Origin of the sequence: Paraburkholderia sp. GAS38 (assembly GCF_050434965.1) — a bacterium.
GTDB lineage: Bacteria > Pseudomonadota > Gammaproteobacteria > Burkholderiales > Burkholderiaceae > Paraburkholderia > Paraburkholderia phenazinium_A.
The window spans coordinates 118,002-140,321 of sequence record NZ_JBNDJO010000010.1; the positions used below are offsets into that span (position 1 = coordinate 118,002).

Sequence of the window (22,320 nt, forward strand, 5' to 3'; positions counted from 1 at the left end):
AGCGGGGCGGCTCAGCAGGGGCCGCCCCGGCTCAACGGACGGCGCGCCTTGACTTCACGCTTCCAGCGCCGCGCGCGCAACCCGCTCGTCGGTCACCAGCCCCGACAGCCATCCGCCTTTCAGCACCGCAATCACCGCATCGCGCTTGCGTTCGCCGCCGGCGAAGCCGATCGTCGGGCGCCGCGGCGGCGAATCCAGTGCGACGCTGGTCACGCGCTGCCCCGTCGACGATTCGACATGCGCGCCGGTTGCGTCGATCGGCAAGCCGAGCATCTCGGCCACCGCCTTGTGCTGCATCAGTTCCTTCACTTCCGCCGCGGTGATGAAGCCATCCTCGTGCAGCGGACAGTGCGGCCCGACATTGCCGATCCCGACAAACGCGACATCCGCCTCGCTCGTCAACGATTCGACGATCCGGTACAGCCGGTGATTGCACCACTGCGCGCGTTCGGCCTCGCTATCGGCGAGCAGCGGCGCGGGCAGCAGAAAGTGCTTGCCGCCGGTCTTCTCGGAGATGTGCAGCGCGACGTCATAGCGGTTCGAGGAGCCGTCCTGGGCGATCGCCCCGACCATGGATACCAGCCGGTGCTGCGGACGGTCCAGCTGGGCGATCTGATCGACCGCGGCTTTCAGGGTTCGGCCGCTGCCCACCGCGACCACCATCGGCTTTTCTTCGTTCAGATACCGTTCCATCACCTGCGCGCCGGCGACCGCCAGCTTGCGGTCGATCTCTTCGGAGGTGTCGCTGTCCACCGGCACCACCTCGCACATCGACAGGCCGTAGCGCTTCGATAGCTGCTCGGCGAGCGCGAGGCAATCGGCCAGTTGATGGTCGACCCGCACCCGGATCAGGTTCTTCTCGACGGCGAACGCGACCAGCCGTTGCGCCACCGGTCGCGAGACCTGCAGCTTCTCGGCGATTTCGTTCTGGGTGTTGCCGGCCACGTAGTAGAGCCAGGCGGCGCGCGTGGCGAGGTCGAGTTTTTCGTTGGACTTGGGCACGATGGGCTTCTTGTGGTTTGCGCCGATGATAGCAGCCGCTCAGCCTGCCGATTCCGGCATGAATGTCATCCCTAAGCCAGCCGCTCGCGCGACGGGTCGAACAGCGGCCGTACGTGCCGGTACAACGCCCGGAAGCCATCCAGCCGCGTGCGCAAGGCCGCATGCCGGGTCGGGTTCGGGGTGAATTCCACTTCCACCGGCGGCTTGCTCAGCACCAGCGCCGGATCGCCGCCGGCGGCCAGCCAGCCGAGGCGGGCCGCGCCGAGCGCAGCGCCGGTCTCGCCGCCGCCGTGCTTGCGGGTGGTGGTGTTGAGCGCATCGGCGAGCAGTTGCGCCCAGTAGTTGCTGCGCGCGCCGCCGCCCAGCAGCGACAGCGCGCTCGCTTCGGTGCCGGCCGCGCGCAGGGCGTCGAGGCCGTCGGTGAGCGCGAAGGTCACGCCTTCGAGCACGGCGTAGCCGAGCAGCGCGCGATCGGTGGCGTGGTTCATGCCGAAGAACACGCCTTGCGCATACGGATCGTTATGCGGCGTGCGCTCGCCGGACAGATACGGCAGGAAGAACGGCGCGCTCGCCAGCGCGTCGGGCGCGAGCGCTTCGATTTCGGCGAGCAGGGTGGGTTCGTCGGTCGAGGTGAGCTTGCAAACCCAGCGCAGGCAACTCGCCGCCGACAGCACCACGCTCATCTGATGCCAGCGGTCCGGAATCGCGTGGCAGAAGGCATGCACGGCGGAAGCTGGATTCGGCCGGAAACTGTCGCCGACGACGCACAGCACGCCCGAGGTGCCGAGCGATACGAAACCGTCGCCCGGTTGCGTGGCGCCGATGCCGATCGCGCTGGTGGCATTGTCGCCGCCGCCCGCCGCGACGACGACACCTTCGCCCAGACCAAACTCGCGCGCGATGTCGGCGCGCAAGGTGCCGGACGATTCGCTGCCTTCGCACAGGCGCGGCATCTGCGAGCGGGTCATGTCGCAGGCGGCGAGCAGCGTGTCGGACCAGTCGCGCTTCGCCACGTCGAGCCACAGCGTGCCGGCGGCGTCCGAGGGATCGGACACCTTGTCGCCGGTCAGTTGCAGGCGCAGATAATCCTTGGGCAGCAGCACGCAGGCGGTCTGGCGGAAGATCTCCGGCTCATGGCGTGCCACCCACAGCAGCTTGGGCGCTGTGAAACCGGGCATCGCCAGATTGCCGGCGATCTCATGCAGCTCCGGCGCCCGCTCGGTCAGCTCGGCGCATTCCTCGACGCTGCGCATGTCGTTCCACAGGATGGCCGGACGCAGCACCCGGTCTTGCGCATCGAGCAGCACCGCGCCGTGCATCTGGCCGGACAGGCCGATGCCGCGCACCTGGGCGAACTCGTCGGGGTGCTTCGCGCGCAAGGTGGACAGGGCGGCGCGCGTGCCGTCCCACCAGTCGGAGGGATTCTGTTCGGCCCAGCGCTGATGCGGGCGCGAGACGGTGAATGGAGAACCTGCCGTGCCGACGACGCGGCCATTGGACGCAAGCAGCAGGACTTTCACTTCGGACGTGCCGAGGTCGATGCCGAGATACATGGGCGCGGAACCTTCGTCGTTGGGGATGCGCTACTTTAGCCGCACACGGCGGGCGATGCCATGGGCGTTAGACCTGGCCTGGGGTGGAACGGGGTGTTGTGGAGCAGGGCGGAAGCCTGGAGGCGCGGTGGGCGCGCCCCCAAACCTCCTGAAACTCAGGTGCGCTTCGCCAGCCACGCATCCACGCGGGCCAGCGCGCCGCGCAGCGCTTTCTCCAGATGCGGCGTCTGCGCCATGCTGCCCCACAGCAGCCGGTCGGCGCAGAAGGCCTGCAGCGGATCCGGTGCGGCAAAGAAGGCGCGGGCGACGCGCTCGTCCATCACGCCGTCCTGATAGGCGTACGGCAATTTGCCGGCCTGCCAGCGGTCGAGAAAGCGGAAGAACAACGCCGGCAACACCGCGGTGGCCGCCGGTTCGACGCCGCGCGCGAAGCATTCGGCGAGCGTCGGCGCAATGAAGCCGGGAATCTTCGAGAAGCCGTCGGCGGCGACCCGTTGATTGGTGTCCTGGATGTGCGGATTGCTGAAGCGGTCCAGCACGACATCGCGATAGCGCGCCAGGTCGAGCGGGCTCGGCGTGAGGCAGGGGATCACGTCCTCGGTCACGTAGTCGTAGGCGAACTGGCGGATCCCGGCGTCGAGCGTGCCTTCGTGGATGTAGTTCAGCCCGACCAGCGTGCCCGCCCACGCGATGCAGCTATGGGTGGCGTTGAGGATGCGGATCTTGGCCTCTTCGTACGGCACCACCGAGTCGACCAGCTCCGCGCCGACGCGCTCCCAAGCGGGACGTCCGGCGCAGAAACGGTCTTCGATCACCCACTGGATGAACGCCTCGCCCATCACCGGCACGGCGTCGTCGAAACCGGTGGCGGCGAGCACGCGCTCGCGCACGTCCGGGGTCGGCCGCGGCGTGATGCGGTCGACCATCGAACTCGGCGAGGTGGTGTTGGCGTCGAGCCATGCGGCGAGCGCGTTGGCGCCGCGCCGCTCGAGGAATTCGCTCATGCCGGCGTGAAACCGCTCGCCGTTGCTGCGCAGGTTGTCGCAGCTTTGCAGCGTCACCGGGCCGGCATTGCGTTGCACGCGAGCTTCCAGAATCGCCGCCAGCGCACCGTAGATGGTGGTGTGGCCGCCCTTCAGGTCGGCTGCGAGATCCGGGTTGGCGGTGTCGAGGCGGTCGTGTTCGTCGAGGTAGTAGCCGCCTTCGGTGACCGTGAAGGCGATGATCTTGCACGCTGGATCGGCGCCGGCTTCGATCAGACCGTCGAGGCTTTCGGACCACGACACCACGCGTTCGATCGAACGCACCGTCTCATACTCGCGCTTGCCGGCGGGCGTCACGGTTTCGAGCGTATAGACGCCGTCCTGCGCAGCGAGCGCGTCGAGCACCGGATTCATGTCGCCGCGAATATTGCCGACGGTAAGCGACCAGCGGGGTTCGCCTTCCTTGCGCAACTCGTTCAGGCGGTGCAGATACCACGCCTGATGGGCGCGGTGAAACGATCCTGCGCCGATGTGCAAGATCACGTGGGCGTCCGCGACGCCGCTTTGGCCGCTATTCATGTCTGTCTCCGGTGTCGACCGTCGTTAGCGCATCAGCGCTGACGACGGTCCCATGCCATACGGTGGCGAAAGCGCTTCGCGCACAGTCTGGGCGTGCATTTTCTGATTTGGAGCATTTGCTCTGTATGTGAGCGAATGATCGTACCCGGCGAATCGAAAGTCAAGGCGGCAAACGCGTCAATCTGTGGCGCAGCGCCGCGTGGCGAGCGCTTCTGGAGAGGGGCAGTCCGTTCACGCCGTTATAGGGAGCGACTTTGCGGGGCTGCTGCATTGCATCAAACTTGATGCACAAAGTGCCCGGACGAACGCCGCGCAAAAAAGTATTAGTCGGCGGTGCCGTTTTTAGTGGCGGGCCAGCGGTTTGAGGTCTAATTTTCGTTATACAAACCGAAGACCGGCGGCGCGCTCAACCAGTCGCGCCGTACCGGGCCGATTCAATGGAGGAAGACACGTGCAACCCGATCTCGAACTCGTGGCTGTGAGCCGCGACGAATCGTTCAAGGCGTGGTATCACGGCTACCCGTACCGCACGGTGCGCTGGCATTTTCACCCCGAATACGAAATCCATCTGATCGTGGCGACCACGGGCAAGATGTTCGTCGGCGATCACATCGGCAGTTTTGCGCCGGGCAATCTGGTGATGCTGGGACCGAACCTGCCGCACAACTGGGTGAGCGATGTGCCCGAAGGCGAAACCGTCGAGCAACGCAACCTGATCCTGCAGTTCGGTCAGGAGTTCGTCACGCACTGCATGGAGAGCTTTCCGGAGTGGCGTCAGGTGGAAGCCTTGCTGGCGGGTTCGCGGCGCGGCGTGTTGTTCGGGGCGCAAACCAGCGCGGCGATCCAGCCGCTCTTTCTGGAGTTGCTGGCCGCACGCGGCTTGCGTCGCCTCATGCTGTTCATGTCGATGCTCGAAATGCTGGTGACTGCTGAGGATAGCGAACTGCTTGCGAGTCCTGCGTATCAGGCGGATCCCACCGGGTTCGCGGCGACGCGCATCAATCATGCGCTGTCGTATATCGGCAAGAATCTTTCGGCGGAGTTGCGCGAGTCGGACCTGGCTCAACTGGCCGGTCAGAGCGTGAGCGCGTTCTCGCGTTATTTTCGCCGCCATACGGGCATGCCGTTCGTGCAGTATGTGAACCGCATGCGTATCAATCTTGCGTGTCAGTTGCTGATGGACGACGCGTTGAGCATTACGGACATCTGCTACAAGGTGGGTTTCAATAACCTGTCCAATTTCAACCGTCAGTTTCTGGTCGCCAAGGGTATGGCGCCGTCGAAGTTTCGTCGCTATCAGCAATTGAACGATGCAAGCGGTGACGCCTCCGACGAAGCGGCTGCTCGCGATGCGGGCGGCGAGAATGCGCCGTCGATTGTGCCGGCTGTGCCGGCTCACGATCATGCTCATACGCGGACCGCACGCGCTGCTTATCCGCAAGCTTAAGCCGCGATCATGCACCGGCTATAACCCTCTATGAACACAACCTTTGATTTTTCAGGGCGCTCGATTCTCGTCACGGGCGCATCGAGCGGCATCGGCCGTACCACCGTCGAGCTGTTGTGCGCGAGCGGAGCGAGTGTCGTCGCGGCGGCGCGTAACGTCAGCGAACTGGCGCGTCTAGCTGAAGAGACCGGATGCGAGCCGCTGGTGCTCGATGTCGGCGATCCGGCCGCCATCGACGAGGCGCTGGCGGATCTCGACGCGTTCGATGGCCTCGTGAATTGTGCGGGCATCGCGTTGCTGGAGCGCGCGATCGATACGACCGCGGCGAGTTTCGATCGCGTGATGGCGGTGAATGCGCGCGGCGCGGCGCTGGTGGCGCGCCATGTGGCGCGGGGGATGATCGAAGGCAAGCGGCAGGGGAGTATCGTCAATGTGTCGAGCGAGGCGGGGCTTGTGGCGCTGGATGATCATTTGAGCTATTCCGCGTCAAAAGCGGCGATGGATGCGATCACGCGCGCGCTATGCATTGAGCTTGGGCCGTACGGGATTCGCGTGAATAGCGTGAACCCAACCGTGACGCTTACGCCGATGGCCGTGCTGGCCTGGAGCGATCCGGCTAAACGTGGGCCGGCTTTGGAGGGGATTCCTTTGAAACGCTTCGCCGAGCCGCGTGAGGTGGCGGAGCCGATTTTGTTTTTGCTAAGTGATGCGGCTTCTATGATTAGTGGGGTGGCGTTGGCGATTGATGGGGGGTATACGGCGAGGTAGTCGGAAGGGTGTATTGCCTGCAGTGTTTAAGAATTTTTCATTCAGGAATGCTTGCCGTTTCGTGCGATTTTTCTGGCGAGGGTAGGTCGCCGTTGTAGTTTCGGAAATTTCGTATGCCGCTTTGCTACGTTCCCATGCAGTGTGTCGTGCTTTACGTTTATCTAGCGACACCTTGCAAAGGGACGGTTGATGAAAAATAAAATGTCATGTCACGGGCCAGCATTCATGTTGGCCCGTTTGCTTTCGGCGATCGTTTTGCTGTTGGTGGCATTCGGAGCGAATGCTGAAAACGGAGACGGGATTTGCTTCGGCCTTTACCCGAAGTCTGGGGCGATTCAAGGCACGTCGTCTTGTCCGCTTATCGCTTCCAGCAATACCCCAGTTGGGATGGCCACGTACCGATGTACGGCAGAACTGCCCGTCGTCAAGCGGTGGTGCGCCGCTCCGCCTGATGATACGAGCGACGATCGAAGCTGCCCGGTAGCGGATCCGGTCTATGCGAGCTCCGGCGCAACCACTCTCTCTGAAGTCGACTTTCATAGCGGTGACGACCGGCCGTTTGTGTTCCGTCGTACCTATCGAGCCGGACCCGTCACGCGACCGGATTCGGGCTTTGGCTCGCTATGGTTTCACAACTGGCAGCGCCAGCTAAATCTCACGGCCGTGAACGGCGCTCCTTCCCGGGTTGTTGCTTACAGGGAGAACGGGAGCTCTGTGTCGTTCAGCAAGGCATCCGGTGCATGGCGCCCAACTGACGGAACGCCGCTGACGCTCGCGCAAAGTTCGTCTTCGTGGACGCTAAATGACCTGACCGATGGAAGTGCCGAAACCTATTCCGCACAAGGAATCTTGTTGTCCGTCGCCGATCACGACGGACGGATCACTACGCTGACTTATAGCGATAGCAATACCCCTGGAAACGTGGCGCCAGCACCAGGCTTGCTCGTAAGCATCAGTGAGCATGCGGCAGGGACGAATCCGTACTACGACCTTGCGATACGGCTGACCTACGATGCGAAGTGGCGCATCACGCAGATGGGCGATTCGACGGGGAATGTCACGCAGTATGGCTATGACACTTATAACAATCTGGTATTGGTCACCTGGCCGGATGGCAACGTGCGTCGCTATGTCTATGAGGACACGCGTTTCGCGAGCGCCCTGACGGGTGTGATCGATGAGACCGGCTCCCGTATCTCGACATGGACATACGACGCCAACGGGCGCGCCACGGCGGTTAGTCATCCCGACACAACTCGGAATGCGTCGTTCGCCTACGGGAGCGGTGCGACGACCGTCACCAGCAGCCAGCGCGCCACGACGGTGAATTTCTCCCCGTTTGGCGGTACATCGCGCCCGACTGGCAATGACGCTGGGTACAGCATGGGTTGGGATACCCTCGGTAACCTGACGACCGATATCGCGCCGTATGACAAGAATGTCCAATACGTGTACGACGAGTTCAATCGCCCTACCCAAGCGACTGTTCGCAACAAGTTGGGCTTGGGTATCACGACAGTGCGGTATGCAGACTCGGTTAGTTTGCGTCCGTATATGGTCGCTTCGCCGGGTTGGCTCCGAACGTACGTCTACGATAGCAACGGTAACGTGACCGGCATTAGCGAGCGTCCGACGACCGATTCAACCGGCGCGAGTGGGTTCGACGCAAGGCTTGGTGATGGGATAAGCCGAAGCTATGGGCTTGTGTACAACTCTGCGAATCAGGTGACGTTTGCGCAGATGTACGAAGACGGTCGATTGACTGGCGAATGGGGGGTCACGCAAGACCAGACTGGGAATCTCCGTTCGATTCTCGACCGGAAGACCGGCACCTCGATCAACATGAGGCTCCGTGATACGGCTCACAGAGTCATCACAATCGAGGGGCCAGGCTTCTTTGCCAACCCGGCATATGACATCCGTGGCCGTCTCACTACTTTCCAGTACCAGGAATATCCTGGACCTCTGAACGGAAACGTCAAGCGTTTCCTCAAGGTGAACTATACGTATTCGGCGGATGGCCGGGTGGTTGGTCGGACGGCGACGGTATCGACAAATCTCGGGCCTGACGTATCGATCGGCAGCGACGAGATTGACAAATGGCTCGACAATTTCGAATCGGGTGTCGCACCCGCAGGGCCGCCGGTCAATTTGCTGGGTTGGGTAAAAGCGCTGCAGTTTGTTCAGGAGCAGGGGCTGGAGCCAGTGTGTCCTGAGTGCGCCATTGCGTCGGGGGCTCGCTTTGCCTGGCTCGTTTACCAGCTTGCAAAAGACCCCATGTGGGTGGCCAAGAATGGCATTCGACAGGCGACGGAGGCGAAGCAATGTAAGCCGACCGGGGCGAACAATGCAGGTAATATCAGGTTCCAGACCACCCACTATGCATCGCGACTTGAGCAGGAAGGGGTCAACGTTGCGGACGCACAAAGTGAGGTTGCAGATATAGTGAACAATATCAGCTCAGACATGACGCCGAATACGGACATGGTAGGAAGAATGACGGTCGACGGAGTTTTGGTGGAGTGGCGGGCGTTTATGTTGCCAGACGGTACAGTGAGTGTTGGAACCATCTTTCCGGTACGTTGATATGCTTCGCGCACTAACCGACAATGAAATAGCTTTTATCACCGGCATAGCTCACCGGCTAGACGATGAGGCTTCCAGGAGGCTGATGAGTGATCTGGCGAGCGCGCAGGCAGAAGTCACATTGCCAGATGGAGCATTAATCCGTTTTCACCTCGCCGGATATCAACGCGCGCCGTACTCCGGGCAACGGCTATATCCGGCCGAGGGATTGATGGATGATGTAGACGGCTCGCCGATTGCACTGCTGCTGTTCGCTGACCCAACTGACAGACTCTTCGAGCTTGAATATGTGCGTTGGTGGGGTGGGGATTTGCAGAAACCGAACTGGTCCACAGTTCGGTTTATACCCGACTCGCCCCCCACGAAAACAGGCACTGCATGAGCGGCATCCTGTTCAAGTCCACGATGGGCAAAGAGCGAACCCTGCCTCTCGGAGTGTTGCACGGGTAAGGCGGAGAGCTGCTCAAAGTTGGAGTCATGAGGCGGTATCGGCTCCGTGAGACCTGCGTCGAGGCGCTGACCATCGACAGCACGTGTCGCGACTTCCGGAGCCGATCCGCCTTGTCTACGAATAAATTTGTATGGATGCCACCAGCGTTGATGCAAACCTCAGCGACCAAGTCTCGACATCGTGCGTGAGCTGATTGAGAACGAGCGAGGCTTCATTCGCAGCGTGGCAATGCGGCTTGATCCAGCAGAGCGGGACAAGCTCCTACATGATTTGACAACCGCGCGCGTGGAATCCATAGCGTACGACGATTCCTTGCTCGTACTCCATCTCGATGGCTATCAACGGCCTGCCGAGTGGGGACAGCACACGTATCCGCAGGGATATGGACGGAGCGGTGGTGGATGTTCTGCTGCTTGCGGACGCGGCCCACCGGCTTTACCAACTCGAGTTTGTTCGTTACTCAGACGGCCCTTTGCTGCGGCCGAACTGGTCGACTCTTGAGATCGCTCATTGCAGTACGAGGCAAGGGGCCAAGTAAAGTGCGATATGCGGGAAGCGACATAGGAAAAGAGAGAGCGTGTTCTTGCGAGTCCGAGGAGGCCTTCGCGGCCGCAAGAACCGTCATCAAATGTTTTGTTGTTGACCAGCAACGTCGCCTAAAGCATCGTCCTAACATGCCACAACTCTGGAAACAGCACGACATCAAGCATCTTGCGCAGATAGAGCGCCCCACTCGTCCCGCCCGTGCCCTGCTTGAACCCAATAATCCGCTCAACCGTGGTCACATGCCTGAAGCGCCACTGCCGAAACGCGTCCTCCAGATCGACCAGCTCCTCGGCCATCTCATACAGTTCCCAGTATTGCGAAGGATTGCGATACACCTCAAGCCACGCCGCCTCAACCGACGCGTCGTGCGTAGTCGGCTGGGTCCAATCCCGCTCCAACCGCTCCGGCGCGATCGCAAACCCACGCCGCGCGAGTAACCGGATCACTTCGTCATAAAACGAAGGCGCTTCGAGCGTGGCCTTCACTTCAGCAAGCACATCAGGCCGATGCGCATGCGGCTTCAGCATCAACTCATTCTTGTTACCGAGCAGAAACTCGATCTGCCGATACTGATGCGACTGAAACCCAGACGAGCTACCCAGATAAGGCCGCATCGCGGTGTACTCGGAAGGCGTCATGGTCGACAGCACGCTCCACGCCTGCACCAGTTGCTCCATGATGCGCGACACCCGCGCGAGCATCTTGAACGCAGGCGGCAACTCATCGCGATGCACCGCATCGAGCGCAGCACGTAGCTCATATAACGCGAGCTTCATCCACAGTTCGCTGGTCTGATGCTGGATGATGAACAGCATCTCGTTGTGATCCGGCGAGAGCGGATGCTGCGCGGACAAGATGGAGCCGAGCGACAGGTAATCCCCATAGCTCATCGACTTCGAGAAATCGAGCTGGGCGTTGTGCCAGCCGTCGTCATCGGCTGCCGGAACGTGCGGCGCGTGCGCAGTCTGCGTAGCGTGTGCCGCCGCGCTACCGCTGCCGTGACCAAAAGGACACCCCCCCTGCGCCGGCGCAGCACCGGACTCTTCTTGCGAACCAGGAACGCCCGGCGTTTGCATATGATCGGTCATCGCGCGCTCCTTAGGTCACCGCACCGCGCGCGGCAAATTCCGGCGCTCGCCAGGTCTCTTTGACGAGCACCTCCCGCAGCGTCTCGACGGCGTCCCACACATCGACAAAGCGCGTATACAGCGGCGTAAAGCCGAAGCGCAACACATGCGGCTCCCGATAATCGCCAATCACGCCACGCGCAATCAACGCCTGCATCACCTCATAACCATGCGGATGCTCAAAGCTCGCATGCGAGCCGCGTTGCTTGTGATCGCGTGGCGTGACGAGCTTGAGCGGAAACTCCGCGCAGCGCGATTCGACCAGCTCGATAAACAGATCGGTGAGCGCGAGTGATTTCTGGCGAATCGCCTGCATATCGGTTTGCAGGAACACATCGAGTCCGCATTCGACCAGCGCCATCGACACCATCGGCTGCGTGCCGCACAGAAAGCGGCCCACGCCGTCATCGGGCTTGTAGACCGGATTCATCTCGAACGGTGCGCGATGACCCCACCATCCCGACAGCGGTTGCGCAAACGCATTCTGATGACGATGCGGCACCCACACGAACGCCGGCGAGCCCGGCCCGCCATTCAGATACTTGTACGTGCAGCCCACCGCGTAATCCGCGCCCACGCCGTTCAGATCCACCGGCACGGCGCCCGCCGAGTGCGCCAGATCCCACAGCGCGAGCGCGCCTTTATCGTGAATCAGCTTCGTGAGCGCCGCCATGTCGTGCATGTAGCCGGTGCGGTAGTTCACGTGAGTGATCATCGCAATCGCGGTGTCGTCGCCGATCGCCGCCGGCAGTTCCGACGGGTCGTCGACGAGGCGCAGTTCGTAACCCCGGTCGAGCTGTTCGATCAGGCCTTGCGCGATGTACAGGTCCGAGGGGAAATTCGAGCGTTCGGAGACGATCACGCGCCGCTTCGGGTCGCGCTGGTTCGCGAGCCGCACGGCAGCGGAAAGCAGCTTGAACAGGTTGATCGAAATGGTATCGGTGACGACCACTTCGTTGTGCGCCGCGCCGATCAGCGGCGCGAGCTTGTTGCCCAGGCGCCGGGGCAGCGCGAACCAGCCCGCGCTATTCCAGCTGCGGATCAGGCCTTCGCCCCATTCGGCGGCGATCACGGTCTGCGCGCGTTGCGCCGCGGCGGCCGGCGGCACGCCGAGCGAATTGCCGTCGAGGTAGATGGTGGTGGTCGGCAGCGCGAACTGGTCGCGCAGGGAGCCAAGCGGGTCGGCGCGGTCGAGCGCTACAGCTTCGTCACGGTTGTTCATGATGGTCCAGTCAAATAATCGGTGATCAGGTGTTGGCGGCAGGCAGCGCGCGCAGGACGGCGCGTACCGGGCTCGCGTCGAGCGTGGCGAACTTCAGCGGCAGGGCGATCAGCTCATAGTCGCCGGGGGCGACGGCGTCCAGCACGATGCCTTCGAGAATCGCCATCCGGTGGGCGCGAATCCGGTGATGCGCGTCCATCGTCTTCGAGTCCTGCGGGTCCAGCGACGGCGTGTCGATGCCGATCAGCTTGACGCCGTGCGCCGCGAGCAGGTCGATCGTCGCCGGTGCGACCGCGCAGAACGCGCTGTCCCACGCCGTGGTCGGCGCGCGCTCGTAGGTGCGCAGCAACACGCGCGGCGGCAGGTCGTCCAGCGCGCCGGCCACCTGCCCCGGCGTCACGACCGGCGAGGCGCCGATGCAGTGAATCACGCGGCAGCGGCCCAGGTAGGCGTCGAGCGGCACCGCGCCGATGGCGGCGCCCTCGGCGTCATAGTGGAGCGGAGCGTCCGTATGCGCGCCGGTGTGCGGCGACAGCGTGAGCCGGGCCACATTGACCGGCGAGCCGGCTTCCATGCGCCAGACGCGTTCAATGCCGACCGGCGTGTCGCCCGGCCAGACGGGCGTTGCGGTGTCGATGGCGGGGGTGATGTCCCAGAGTGTGTTCATGTCTCCCTAGTCTCTTGCGGTCTATGCAAGGAATGATAGGCGGGCCGCCAGGAAATGTGCTTGCGAAAAAATCTCGTTTTTTGGTCCCCGTTGGAACATAATTTGATGCAAACAGGAAAGGGAGACCGAATGTGAACGCGATCTCGCTCGACGCCACCGATTGCCGTATCTTGACGGTGCTTCAGCAAGAAGGAAGGATCAGCAATCTAGACCTGGCGGAGCGCATCTCGCTTTCGCCTTCCGCCTGCCTGCGCAGGCTGCGCCTGCTGGAGGAACAGGGTGTCATCGAACGCTACCGGGCGTGCCTGAACCGCGAGGTGCTGGGCTTCGAGCTGGAGGCGTTCGTGCAGGTGTCGATGCGCAACGACCAGCAAAACTGGCACGAGCGCTTTGCGGAGGCGTTGCGCGACTGGCCGGAGGTGGTCGGCGCGTTCGTGGTGACGGGCGAGACCCACTATCTGCTGCGGGTGCTCGCGCACAACCTCAAACACTATTCGGATTTCGTGCTGGACCGCTTGTACAAGGCGCCCGGCGTGATGGATATCCGCTCGAATATCGTGCTGCAGACGCTCAAGGAGGATTCGGGCGTGCCGGTGGCGCTGGTGGCCGCGGCGGCGGCCCGCGGCAGCGTGGTCGCGGGCGACTGACTGGCGGGAAACGGCGGTGGAATCGTCGCCGGGCACCGCCGGTGGAGTTCTACAGCGGTTTCAATCCGTGGAATTGCCCGCTCTGGAATACCAGCGGCGCGAGGTCGCCGGCATTCTCATGGACGCCGCAGCGTTCCACCTCGCCCACAAAAATGACGTGGTCGCCTTCCTCGTAGCGGCTGCGGTTGTGGCATTCAAACCACGCTAGCGCACCGTCGAGCACCGGCATCCCGGAATCGCCCGCCGCGTGCGAGACACCCTCGAAGCGGTCGCCCTTGACGGTCGCAAAACGCTTGCACAGCTCAAGCTGCGACGCGGCCAGCACGTTGACCACATAGTGACTGTTCGCCTGGAACGCCGGCATCGACGCCGAGCGCGTGGCGAGGCTCCACAGCACGAGCGGCGGCGCGAGCGACACCGAATTGAACGAACTCGCCGTAATGCCGATCAACTGGCCCGACGCCGCACGCGTGGTGATCACCGTGACGCCGGTGGCGAACTGACCCAGCGCCTTTTTAAAGGCGAGCTGGTCGAAGTCGGGCGGAACGGCGCGCTTCATTGGAGGCGGGTCCACTGGTTTGGCCGGGTGGCCGCATAGCGGGCGCGAATGGAATAAATTGAATCGAAAGTCATGTAGAAAATCGGCGATTTGTCCCAATTTTAACGGAATCGCAGGCGGACTGGCCGTGAACCTAGGCCGTCGTCATTGACGTGGCCCGCTTCATGCGACGAACCGGTAGATGCCGCGAGAGGTTGAGTGCGAGGGCGGCAGCGCGATGTCGCCCGGCCTGGGCGGCACCGCACAACGGCGGGCGGCAATCAATCAGGAGCAGGCAGCATGACTCAGACAAATGAAGTCGCCACCCTCGGGGGCGGATGTTTTTGGTGTCTCGAGGCCGTGTTTCTCAGCGTCGAGGGCGTCACCGCGGTGGAGTCCGGCTATGCGGGCGGCAAGACGCAGCGGCCGACCTACGAGCAGGTGTGCGACGGCGACACCGGCCACGCGGAAGTCGTGAAGGTCGAATTCGATCCGGCCAGAATCGGCTACCGCGAGATTCTCGACATTTTTTTCGCGATCCACGATCCGACCCAGCTCAACCGGCAGGGTAACGACGTCGGCACGCAGTACCGTTCGGTGATCTTCACGCACGCCGACGCGCAGCGCGAGACGGCGCTGCAGGCGATCCGCGAGGTGGCGGCCGAAGGCATCTACCACGGGCAGATCGTCACCCAGGTCTTGCCGCTCGACGGCAACTACTGGCCGGCCGAAGCCTATCACCAGAACTATTTTGCGCAGCATCCGAGTCAGGGCTATTGCTCGGTCGTGGTGGCGCCGAAGGTCGCGAAGTTTCGTCAGAAATTCGCACATCGGGTCAGGGCGGGTTGAGGGCGAGTAGAGCGGCATAGGCCTCGGCGATCGCCCGCGCCAGTTTGATGCAGCTTAGCGGCGCCGACCCCTCCGCCTTGTTGTTGACGGCAATCACCACCGGCTGCCCCGCGATGGCATAGCGCGCGGCCAGTTCGGCCAGCGCCATGCAGGTGGCCGGATCCTCGTCGACAAGGCGGTCGAACGGCTCGTACTTCGCCTTCGCCTGTTCGTATTTGAAGCCGCCGTGCAGGCTCCAGCGCACGATCAGCGGCCCGGCCGGTTCTCCGTCGAGCAGCGCGAGCGCCGCCGCCTGCCGCAGCGGGTCGGGCATGCGCGCATGCAGACCCACGCAGTAGCGCACGCCGGCTGCTTTCAGCGTCCGGATGAAGCGCGGCGTCAGCAGGCACGCGTCGCGAATCTCGACTGCATACCACGCACCTTCCGGCAAACGCGGCAACGCGCCCAGAAACTCGGCGAGACGTTCGATGAAGCCGGCCGGGTCGGCCAGCATCTGATCCGGCAGCGGCGAAAACTGGAACACCAGCGCGCCGGCTTTCGTGCCGAGGCCGTCGAGACAGGGCCGCACGAATTCGTCGGTGGCCAGTTGCGCATTCAGAAAACACGGATTGAGCGAAACCGGTTCGCCGCGCTCGGCGCGCACCGTGGCATCCGTGACGAGAGCGGGCGCTTTGACGATGAAGCGGAAGTGGTCGGGCACCTGCTGCGCATAGCGCAGATAGTCGGTGACGGTGAGCGGCGTATAAAACGAGCGGTCGATGCTGACCGTACGCAGCAGCGGATGCGCGCCGTAAGCGGTGAGGCCGTCGCGCGACAGTTTGCTGTTGCTGTAATCGTCGCCGTACACGATGCCTTTCCAGCCCGGGAACGACCACGTCGAGGTGCCCAGATGGATCTGCGGCGGCAGGCTGCGGGCGATCTCCAGGACTTCGGCTGAGGGTTCGACGGCGAGGACGTCGCGGGTGCGGCGCTTTTTGCCGGCGGTAGGGGCGGGCGGCGGGCCGTTGCCGATTGCCACGTCCGTCGCGGACCCAGGTCCCACCTTCGCCGCAGTTGAGTCACTTGTCGCGTCACGTGCACGCGCAGTAACCGGCATGCCGAACAGATCCAGTTGCCCGGCATCTACTTCCGGTGGCTCCGCTGCCGTGTCGTTCAGCAACGGGAATTCGCTTGCTCCGCCTTCGTCCATCGATTTCTGGTCTTGCTGTCAAAAGTTGCGCCGGAGCGGCTGCGCGGCGGTGCGGTGCTCCGGCGCAACCGCATCACAGCGGTTTGTCGTACATGTACCGGCGCGACCACGGCAAGGTCTTCGCGCTGCGGCCGGCCTTGCGGCACACCACCTGGTAGATCGACACGTCGTCGTTCTCGAACGCATACGCGCAGCCGGCCAGATACACACGCCAGATGCGGAATTTCTCGTCGTCGACCAGCGTGCGGGCTTTTTCCGCATGGGCTTCGAAATTCTCCGCCCAGATATCGAGCGTGTGCGCATAGTGACGGCGCAGGCTTTCGACGTCAACTGCTTCGAGCCCGCCGCGCTGCATGGCCTCGAGCGCGAGGCTGATGTGCGGCAGCTCGCCGTCCGGGAACACGTAGCGGTCGATGAACTCGCCGCCGCCGAGCGACGTCTCGCCGCTGTCCGCATCCGACGAGGTAATGCCGTGGTTCATCGCGATGCCGTCGTCCACCAGCAGGTCATGCATCTTCTGGAAGTAACCCGGCAGGTTCTTGCGGCCCACGTGCTCGAACATGCCCACACTGGTGATGCGGTCGAACTGGCCTTCGAGATCGCGATAGTCCTGCAGGCGGATCTCGATCTTGTCTTCCAGCCCGGCGGCTTTCACGCGTGCGGTCGCCAGATCGAACTGGTTCTGCGACAGCGTAATGCCCAGGCACTGCGCACCGAATTTCGACGCCGCCCGCAGCACGAGCGCGCCCCAGCCGCAGCCGATGTCGAGCAGGCGCTGACCGGGTTGCAACTGGATCTTGGTGAGAATGTGGTCGATCTTCTTGATCTGCGCGGTGGCGAGATCTTCATCGCCGTTTTCGAAGTACGCACACGAGTACACCATGTTCTCGTCGAGCCACAGCTGGTAGAACTCGTTCGAGACGTCGTAGTGATACTGAATGGCCTTCTTGTCCGACGACTTCGAGTGATTGAAGTAGCGTCGCACGCGCGCAAGCTTGCTGGCGTTCGTGACCGTGTTGCGGGCCAGCGAGTAGCCGACGTTGATGATGTCCGACAGCTTGCCTTCGATGTCGATCTTGCCCTTCACGTACGCCTCGCCCAGATTGTCGAGACTCGGTTCGAGCAGGTAAGGCAGCGCCGTAGCGCTCTTGACGTGTAGCGTGACCTGGGGCGCGGCAAACTGCCCAAAGTCGTGTTGCTGACCATCCCACAGCACAAGGCGCGCTGGCAGGTTCGCCTTGGTTCTCACTTCTTCCACCCACTGCGCCAGCTTCTTCTCCCAGAACATGTGATTTCTCCGTGTCCGATGAAATACAAAGCAAAGCTTTTCAGGTCGCTGCGTGCCGTGGCGTAACTCCAGGGCCTTGATGGCCGCGCGACCTTGGCCGGTGCGTGCGCTGCTTCTACGGCAGTCGGGCGCGCCGGCGTTGATATAAGTTCAGGGCGACAGCCGGGCGATCTGCCAGTCGCCCCCTTCTACCGCACGTGTATAGAGTAGACGGTCGTGCAGACGCGACGGCCTACCTTGCCAGAATTCCATGGCGTCGGGAATCAGGCGATAGCCGCCCCAATGCGGCGGCCGCGGCGGATGCTCGCCGTATTGCGCGCTGATTGCCTTCTCCCGCGCTTCGAGTACCGCGCGGCTTTCAATTACCTGACTTTGTTCGGATGCCCACGCGCCGATGCGCGAACCGAGCGGCCGTGATTCGTAGTACTGGTCGCTTTCGGCGGCGCTCGCCTTGACGACGCGGCCCTCGATGCGCACCTGGCGCTCCAGTTCGATCCAGTAAAACAACAGGCTCGCATGCGGGTTGTCCGCGAGTTCGCGGCCCTTGCGGCTTTCGTAATTGGTGAAGAACACAAACCCGCGTTCGTCGACTGCCTTGATCAGCACGATTCGGGCCGACGGACGGCCGCGCGAATCGACTGTGGCGAGCGTCATCGTATTCGGCTCGGGTAGTTTGGCGTCGATGGCCTGCGCAAACCATGCGTCGAATTGACGAAACGGATTGCGGTCGGCATCGGCCACGTCCAGTGAACCCAGCGAATAGTTTTTCCGAAGTTCGGCGAGTGAGGTCATCTTCTTATGCGAACACTACAGTTCGGCCAGTATAGCTAAGGAACAAATTTCCTGCGTGCGGCGTGACACGGTGTGCGGCGCCTTGAGCGAGGCCCACGCAGGGCTTTAGCGTCGGTTGTGACGCGATCAGGCAAAATACCGGATTGGCGCATGCGTGTGTTTCTTAACGGTGTTTCCGACTGCGACTCGTTTGCGCCTTGACAGGTTTTGTCTGCTTTTTAGTTTGCTTCGTGGTTGGCCGCAGTTTGCTGTGTACTTTGCTGCGGTTTGCGTTTTATGCCCGTTGCTTTTATCCGCTGCTTTACCCGCTTTTTGCCCGATCCCAACGAGCCCCTGACCATGTCGACACTCAGTTCTACCGCGCATTCCGATCTTACTACCAGCCCCGGCGGCTTTGAAGCCGCCGATCATGCGCGGCGGTTTGGCGGCATTGCCCGGCTGTATGGCGCGCCGGCGCTCGCGGCGTTCGAGCGTGCCAGCGTGGCGGTGATCGGCATTGGCGGGGTCGGCTCGTGGGTGGCCGAGGCGCTGGCGCGCAGTGCGGTGGGCAGCCTGACGCTGATCGATCTCGACAACGTCGCGGAAAGCAACACGAACCGGCAGATCCACGCGCTTGACGGCAACTACGGCAAGCCGAAGGTCGAGGCAATGGCCGAACGGATCGCGCAGATCAATCCGCTGTGCGACGTGCGGCTGGTGGAAGACTTCATCGAGCCGGACAACTTCGCCAAGGTGCTGGGCGGCGGTTTCGACTACGTGATCGATGCCATCGACAGCGTGCGTACCAAGACCGCGCTGATCGCATGGTGTGTCGAGCAGCAACAGCCGTTAATCACGGTGGGCGGCGCGGGCGGCCAGCTCGACCCGACGCGCATCCGCATCGACGATCTGGCGTTGACGATTCAGGATCCGCTGCTCTCGAAGGTGCGCGCGCAATTACGCAAGCTGCATGATTTCCCGCGCGGTCCGAAGGCCAGATTCAAGGTGAGCGCGGTGTATTCGGACGAACCGTTGATCTACCCGGAAGCCGCCGTTTGCGACATCGACGAGGAAGCTGAGCACGTCACTACTTCGCCGGGGCATACCGGACCGGTCGGCTTGAACTGTGCGGGATTCGGTTCGAGCGTGTGCGTGACGGCGAGCTTCGGGTTCGCCGCCGCCGCACACGTGCTGCGCGCGCTGGCAGCCGTTTAGAACAGCGCCGCGCTCAGCTTGCGCCGCCACTGCGAGACGATTTCCGGCTGATGGGCGGCGAGATCGAACACCGACAGCATGGTCTTGCGGCCGATGTCGTCGCGGAACGTGCGGTCGCGCTGCACGATGGCGAGCAGATGCTCGAGCGCGCCGGCATAGTTGCGCCGCGCAATCAGCGCGCTGGCGAGGTCGAAGCGGGCTTCGAGATCGGCGGGCTCGGCGGCGACACGGGCTTCCAGCGCGTCGGTGGGCGGCAGGTCCGCGGCTGCATCCACGGCGTCGAGGCGCGTCTTGATGGCGTTGAAGCGTGCGTCGATGCCCTGGGTGGTCTTCGGCGACAGCAGGTCCACCTCGTTGCGCGCTTCGTCGATGCGGTTGTCTTCCAGCAGCAGTTCGATCAGATCGAGACGCGCGTCGTCGTAACCCGGGTCGTAGGCTAGGCCGGCCTTGAGCGCGTCGTAAGCGTCTTCGCGGCGGCCTTCGGCGAGCGCGGCCTGGGCTTCGGCGCGTGCGGCGTCGGCGCCTTGCGGCACCAGCCGGTCGAGGAAGGCGCGCAACTGGCCTTCCGGCAGCACGCCGACAAACTGGTCCACGGGTTGGCCGTCGGCAAAGGCCATGACGTGCGGAATGCTGCGTACCTGGAAGTGCGCGGCCAGTTCCTGATTCTCGTCGACGTTCACTTTGACGAGGCGCCATTTGCCGGCATATTCGGCTTCGAGTTTTTCCAGCATCGGGCCGAGCGTCTTGCACGGTCCGCACCACGGCGCCCAGAAGTCGACCAGCACCGGCGCAAGCGTCGAGGCGGTGATGACGTCTTTTTCGAAAGTGGCCAGGGTTGTTTCCATTGCATCCTCGTCGGTATAACAGGTCGAGCGTATAGATGGGGGCGAATGCAGCGGCTTCAATGCACGCCTCCTGCCTTGCGGCGGGACTCCCGCGAGCCCGGCTCAAGCCGCATCCGTGCGCGTCTTCCGTTCAGTGCGTTTAGTGTGGCGTGCGTCCAGTGCCTTCAGTGCGCTGGGCGTTCGGGCAGCGGAATCCACTCCGTTTCGCCCGGGACTTTGCCCATTTCCTGATTCGTCCAGGCGAGTTTGGCCTGGTCGATTTTCTCGCGCGAGCTGGCAACGAAATTCCATTCGATGAAGCGCTCGCCATCGAGCTTTTCTCCGCCGAGCAGCATCACGGTGGCGCCGCCGCTGCTGGCGAGCGTCACGGTTTCGTCGAGCGCCAGAACGGCCATCTGGCCGGCTTCGAGCGGCGCGCCGTCAATCTCCAGATCGCCGTCCACCAGGTAGACGCCGCGTTCCTCGTGCTCGGGTTCGAGCGCGAAGGCGCCGCCCGGCGTGAAATGCGCGGCCACGTAGAGCGTGCCTGAGAACGTCGTTACCGGCGCGGTCTGACCGAACGCGGTGCCGGCGATCACGCGCAGCGTGACGCCGTTGCGTTCGATTTCGGGCAGCGTCGCGGCGGCGTGATGCTCGAAGGACGGTTCGATCTCTTCCGCGTCGAGCGGCAAGGCGACCCAGGTCTGGATGCCGTGCATCGTCAGGCCGCTCGCGCGGTCTTCGGGGGGCGTGCGTTCCGAGTGGACGATGCCGCGACCGGCGGTCATCCAGTTGACGTCCCCGGGGACGATTTTCTGCTCCGAGCCGAGGCTGTCGCGATGCATGATCGCGCCTTCGAACAGGTAGGTGACGGTGGCGAGGCCGATATGCGGATGCGGACGCACGTCGAGGCCCACGCCGGGTTCGAGGGTGGCGGGGCCCATGTGGTCGAAGAAGATGAACGGCCCGATCAGGCGCGCCGCCAGCGCCGGCAACACGCGGCGGACGGTCAGGCCGCCGACGTCGCGCAAGTGGGGCTTGAGGACTGCTTTGATCGAGGAGGACATGGGCAGGCTCGGTGGGTGGTGGATGGGGTCATTCTACTGGTGTGCGGGGGATGGTGCTGTTTGCGGCGGGGCTGGCTCCGCTAAACTCCCACTTCCGACAACAACACAAGGAGACGGCGATGGCGCCGAAGGATCTGCTGCTGGCGCTGGTGGTGGTCATTGCCTGGGGCATCAACTTTGTCGTGATCAAGGTGGGCCTGCACGGCGTGCCGCCGATGTTGCTCGGCGCGCTGCGTTTCGGCCTCGCCGCGCTACCCGCCGTGTTCTTCGTCAAGCGCCCGCAGATGCCCTGGCGCTGGCTGCTCGCCTACGGCGCGACGATCTCGTTCGGCCAGTTCGCGTTTCTCTTTTCCGCCATGTACGTCGGCATGCCGGCCGGTCTGGCATCGCTGGTGCTGCAGGCGCAGGCTTTCTTCACGCTGATCTTCGCCGGCGTCTTCCTGCACGAGCGCTTTCGCGCGCCGAACGTCGTCGGGCTGGCCATTGCATCCGGCGGCCTCGCTGTGATCGGCATGCAGGGCGGACACGCGATGACCCTCGCCGGCTTCGTGCTGACCTTGTGCGCGGCCGGTTCGTGGGCGCTCGGCAACATCGTCACGAAGAAGGTCGGCAAGGTGGATCTGGTGGGGCTGGTCGTGTGGGGAAGCCTGATTCCGCCGCTGCCGTTTCTTGCGCTGTCTTACGCGTTCGAAGGGCCGCAGCGGATCGTGGCTGCGTTGTCGGGCATCGGCGCCACGTCGATCTTCGCGGTGGTGTATCTCGCCTTCATTGCGACGCTGCTCGGCTACAGCCTCTGGAGCCGTCTGCTGGCGCGCTATCCGGCGAGCCAGGTCGCGCCGTTCTCGTTGCTCGTGCCGATTGTCGGTCTTGCGTCCGCTTCGGTGTTTCTCGACGAGCATCTGACGACGCCGCAGATCGCAGGCGCCGCGCTGGTGATGGCCGGTCTTGCGGTGAACGTGTTCGGCGGCTGGCTCGTGCGGCGTTTTGTGCCGGCGCGCTAG

The 22,320-nt window shown here is 63.2% G+C and carries 20 protein-coding genes; 8 read left to right on the plus strand and 12 right to left on the minus strand.

The window, feature by feature from the left end:
* Positions 1–54: 54 nt before the first annotated feature.
* The 3 genes from P3T42_RS22865 to dalD form a co-directional block, all read right to left on the minus strand.
* A complete protein-coding gene (locus tag P3T42_RS22865; RefSeq protein ID WP_429307324.1) occupies positions 55–1,002 on the minus strand; it encodes a sugar-binding transcriptional regulator in 948 nt (315 codons plus the stop codon).
* Positions 1,003–1,073: 71 nt separating this feature from the next.
* Positions 1,074–2,555 (minus strand): xylulokinase, encoded by a 1,482-nt coding sequence (gene xylB / locus P3T42_RS22870; RefSeq protein WP_074300651.1) that lies wholly within the window; start codon positions 2,553–2,555, stop codon positions 1,074–1,076.
* Between the two features lie 155 nt (positions 2,556–2,710).
* A complete protein-coding gene (gene dalD / locus P3T42_RS22875; RefSeq protein ID WP_429307325.1) occupies positions 2,711–4,117 on the minus strand; it encodes a D-arabinitol 4-dehydrogenase in 1,407 nt (468 codons plus the stop codon).
* Positions 4,118–4,568: 451 nt separating this feature from the next.
* Here dalD and P3T42_RS22880 point away from each other — a divergent pair, with 451 nt between their 5' ends.
* The 4 genes from P3T42_RS22880 (at position 4,569) to P3T42_RS22895 (ending at position 9,300) form a co-directional block, all read left to right on the plus strand.
* The gene (locus P3T42_RS22880) at positions 4,569–5,564 is read left to right on the plus strand and encodes an AraC family transcriptional regulator (protein WP_074300649.1); all 996 of its coding nucleotides are present in this window, start codon (positions 4,569–4,571) and stop codon (positions 5,562–5,564) included.
* Between the two features lie 30 nt (positions 5,565–5,594).
* A complete protein-coding gene (locus P3T42_RS22885; protein ID WP_074300648.1) occupies positions 5,595–6,332 on the plus strand; it encodes an SDR family oxidoreductase in 738 nt (245 codons plus the stop codon).
* Between the two features lie 189 nt (positions 6,333–6,521).
* Entirely contained in the window at positions 6,522–8,918 is a 2,397-nt protein-coding gene (locus P3T42_RS22890) for a DUF6531 domain-containing protein (RefSeq protein WP_429307326.1), read from the plus strand.
* An 85-nt stretch (positions 8,919–9,003) separates the two neighbouring features.
* Entirely contained in the window at positions 9,004–9,300 is a 297-nt protein-coding gene (locus tag P3T42_RS22895; RefSeq protein ID WP_143788481.1) for a hypothetical protein, read from the plus strand.
* Between the two features lie 725 nt (positions 9,301–10,025).
* Here the strand turns inward: P3T42_RS22895 and kynA are convergent.
* The 3 genes from kynA to kynB are packed head-to-tail and all read right to left on the minus strand — an operon-like array spanning position 10,026 to position 12,931.
* Positions 10,026–11,003: a tryptophan 2,3-dioxygenase gene (kynA, locus tag P3T42_RS22900; RefSeq protein ID WP_429307327.1), complete on the minus strand. Its 978-nt coding sequence runs from the start codon at positions 11,001–11,003 to the stop codon at positions 10,026–10,028.
* Positions 11,004–11,013: 10 nt separating this feature from the next.
* Positions 11,014–12,264, minus strand: a complete 1,251-nt coding sequence (gene kynU / locus P3T42_RS22905) for a kynureninase (protein ID WP_074300643.1) — start codon at positions 12,262–12,264, stop codon at positions 11,014–11,016.
* A gap of 25 nt (positions 12,265–12,289) precedes the next feature.
* Positions 12,290–12,931, minus strand: coding sequence for an arylformamidase (gene kynB, locus P3T42_RS22910; protein WP_429307328.1), 642 nt, complete (start codon positions 12,929–12,931; stop codon positions 12,290–12,292).
* A 131-nt stretch (positions 12,932–13,062) separates the two neighbouring features.
* Between kynB and P3T42_RS22915 the strand changes: the two genes are divergently transcribed.
* Positions 13,063–13,578 (plus strand): Lrp/AsnC family transcriptional regulator, encoded by a 516-nt coding sequence (locus P3T42_RS22915; protein WP_074300641.1) that lies wholly within the window; start codon positions 13,063–13,065, stop codon positions 13,576–13,578.
* 49 nt (positions 13,579–13,627) lie between these two features.
* On the opposite strand, the gene P3T42_RS22920 is transcribed toward P3T42_RS22915, so the two are convergent.
* Positions 13,628–14,137, minus strand: a complete 510-nt coding sequence (locus P3T42_RS22920) for a flavin reductase family protein (protein WP_074300640.1) — start codon at positions 14,135–14,137, stop codon at positions 13,628–13,630.
* 279 nt (positions 14,138–14,416) lie between these two features.
* Between P3T42_RS22920 and msrA the strand changes: the two genes are divergently transcribed.
* Positions 14,417–14,965 (plus strand): peptide-methionine (S)-S-oxide reductase MsrA, encoded by a 549-nt coding sequence (msrA, locus tag P3T42_RS22925; RefSeq protein WP_429307329.1) that lies wholly within the window; start codon positions 14,417–14,419, stop codon positions 14,963–14,965.
* On the opposite strand, the gene P3T42_RS22930 is transcribed toward msrA, so the two are convergent.
* From P3T42_RS22930 to pdxH, 3 genes are all read right to left on the minus strand, one after another.
* Complete coding sequence (locus P3T42_RS22930; RefSeq protein ID WP_429307330.1) at positions 14,952–16,154, minus strand: DUF72 domain-containing protein; 1,203 nt, start codon at positions 16,152–16,154, stop codon at positions 14,952–14,954. The two genes, msrA and P3T42_RS22930, sit on opposite strands and share 14 nt — an antisense overlap.
* A 73-nt stretch (positions 16,155–16,227) precedes the next feature.
* Positions 16,228–17,442, minus strand: coding sequence for a class I SAM-dependent methyltransferase (locus tag P3T42_RS22935; protein ID WP_429307331.1), 1,215 nt, complete (start codon positions 17,440–17,442; stop codon positions 16,228–16,230).
* 150 nt (positions 17,443–17,592) lie between these two features.
* Positions 17,593–18,234 carry a pyridoxamine 5'-phosphate oxidase gene (gene pdxH, locus P3T42_RS22940; RefSeq protein WP_074300636.1) on the minus strand — a complete coding sequence of 214 codons (642 nt, stop codon included), beginning with the start codon at positions 18,232–18,234 and terminating at the stop codon, positions 17,593–17,595.
* Between the two features lie 339 nt (positions 18,235–18,573).
* Between pdxH and tcdA the strand changes: the two genes are divergently transcribed.
* The gene (gene tcdA / locus P3T42_RS22945) at positions 18,574–19,428 is read left to right on the plus strand and encodes a tRNA cyclic N6-threonylcarbamoyladenosine(37) synthase TcdA (protein ID WP_429307332.1); all 855 of its coding nucleotides are present in this window, start codon (positions 18,574–18,576) and stop codon (positions 19,426–19,428) included.
* On the opposite strand, the gene trxA is transcribed toward tcdA, so the two are convergent.
* Both trxA and P3T42_RS22955 read right to left on the minus strand, forming a co-directional pair.
* Positions 19,425–20,273, minus strand: a complete 849-nt coding sequence (gene trxA / locus P3T42_RS22950) for a thioredoxin (RefSeq protein ID WP_074300634.1) — start codon at positions 20,271–20,273, stop codon at positions 19,425–19,427. The two genes, tcdA and trxA, sit on opposite strands and share 4 nt — an antisense overlap.
* 164 nt (positions 20,274–20,437) lie before the next feature.
* The gene (locus tag P3T42_RS22955; RefSeq protein WP_074300633.1) at positions 20,438–21,319 is read right to left on the minus strand and encodes a pirin family protein; all 882 of its coding nucleotides are present in this window, start codon (positions 21,317–21,319) and stop codon (positions 20,438–20,440) included.
* 119 nt (positions 21,320–21,438) lie between these two features.
* Here P3T42_RS22955 and P3T42_RS22960 point away from each other — a divergent pair, with 119 nt between their 5' ends.
* A complete protein-coding gene (locus P3T42_RS22960) occupies positions 21,439–22,320 on the plus strand; it encodes an EamA family transporter (RefSeq protein WP_074300632.1) in 882 nt (293 codons plus the stop codon).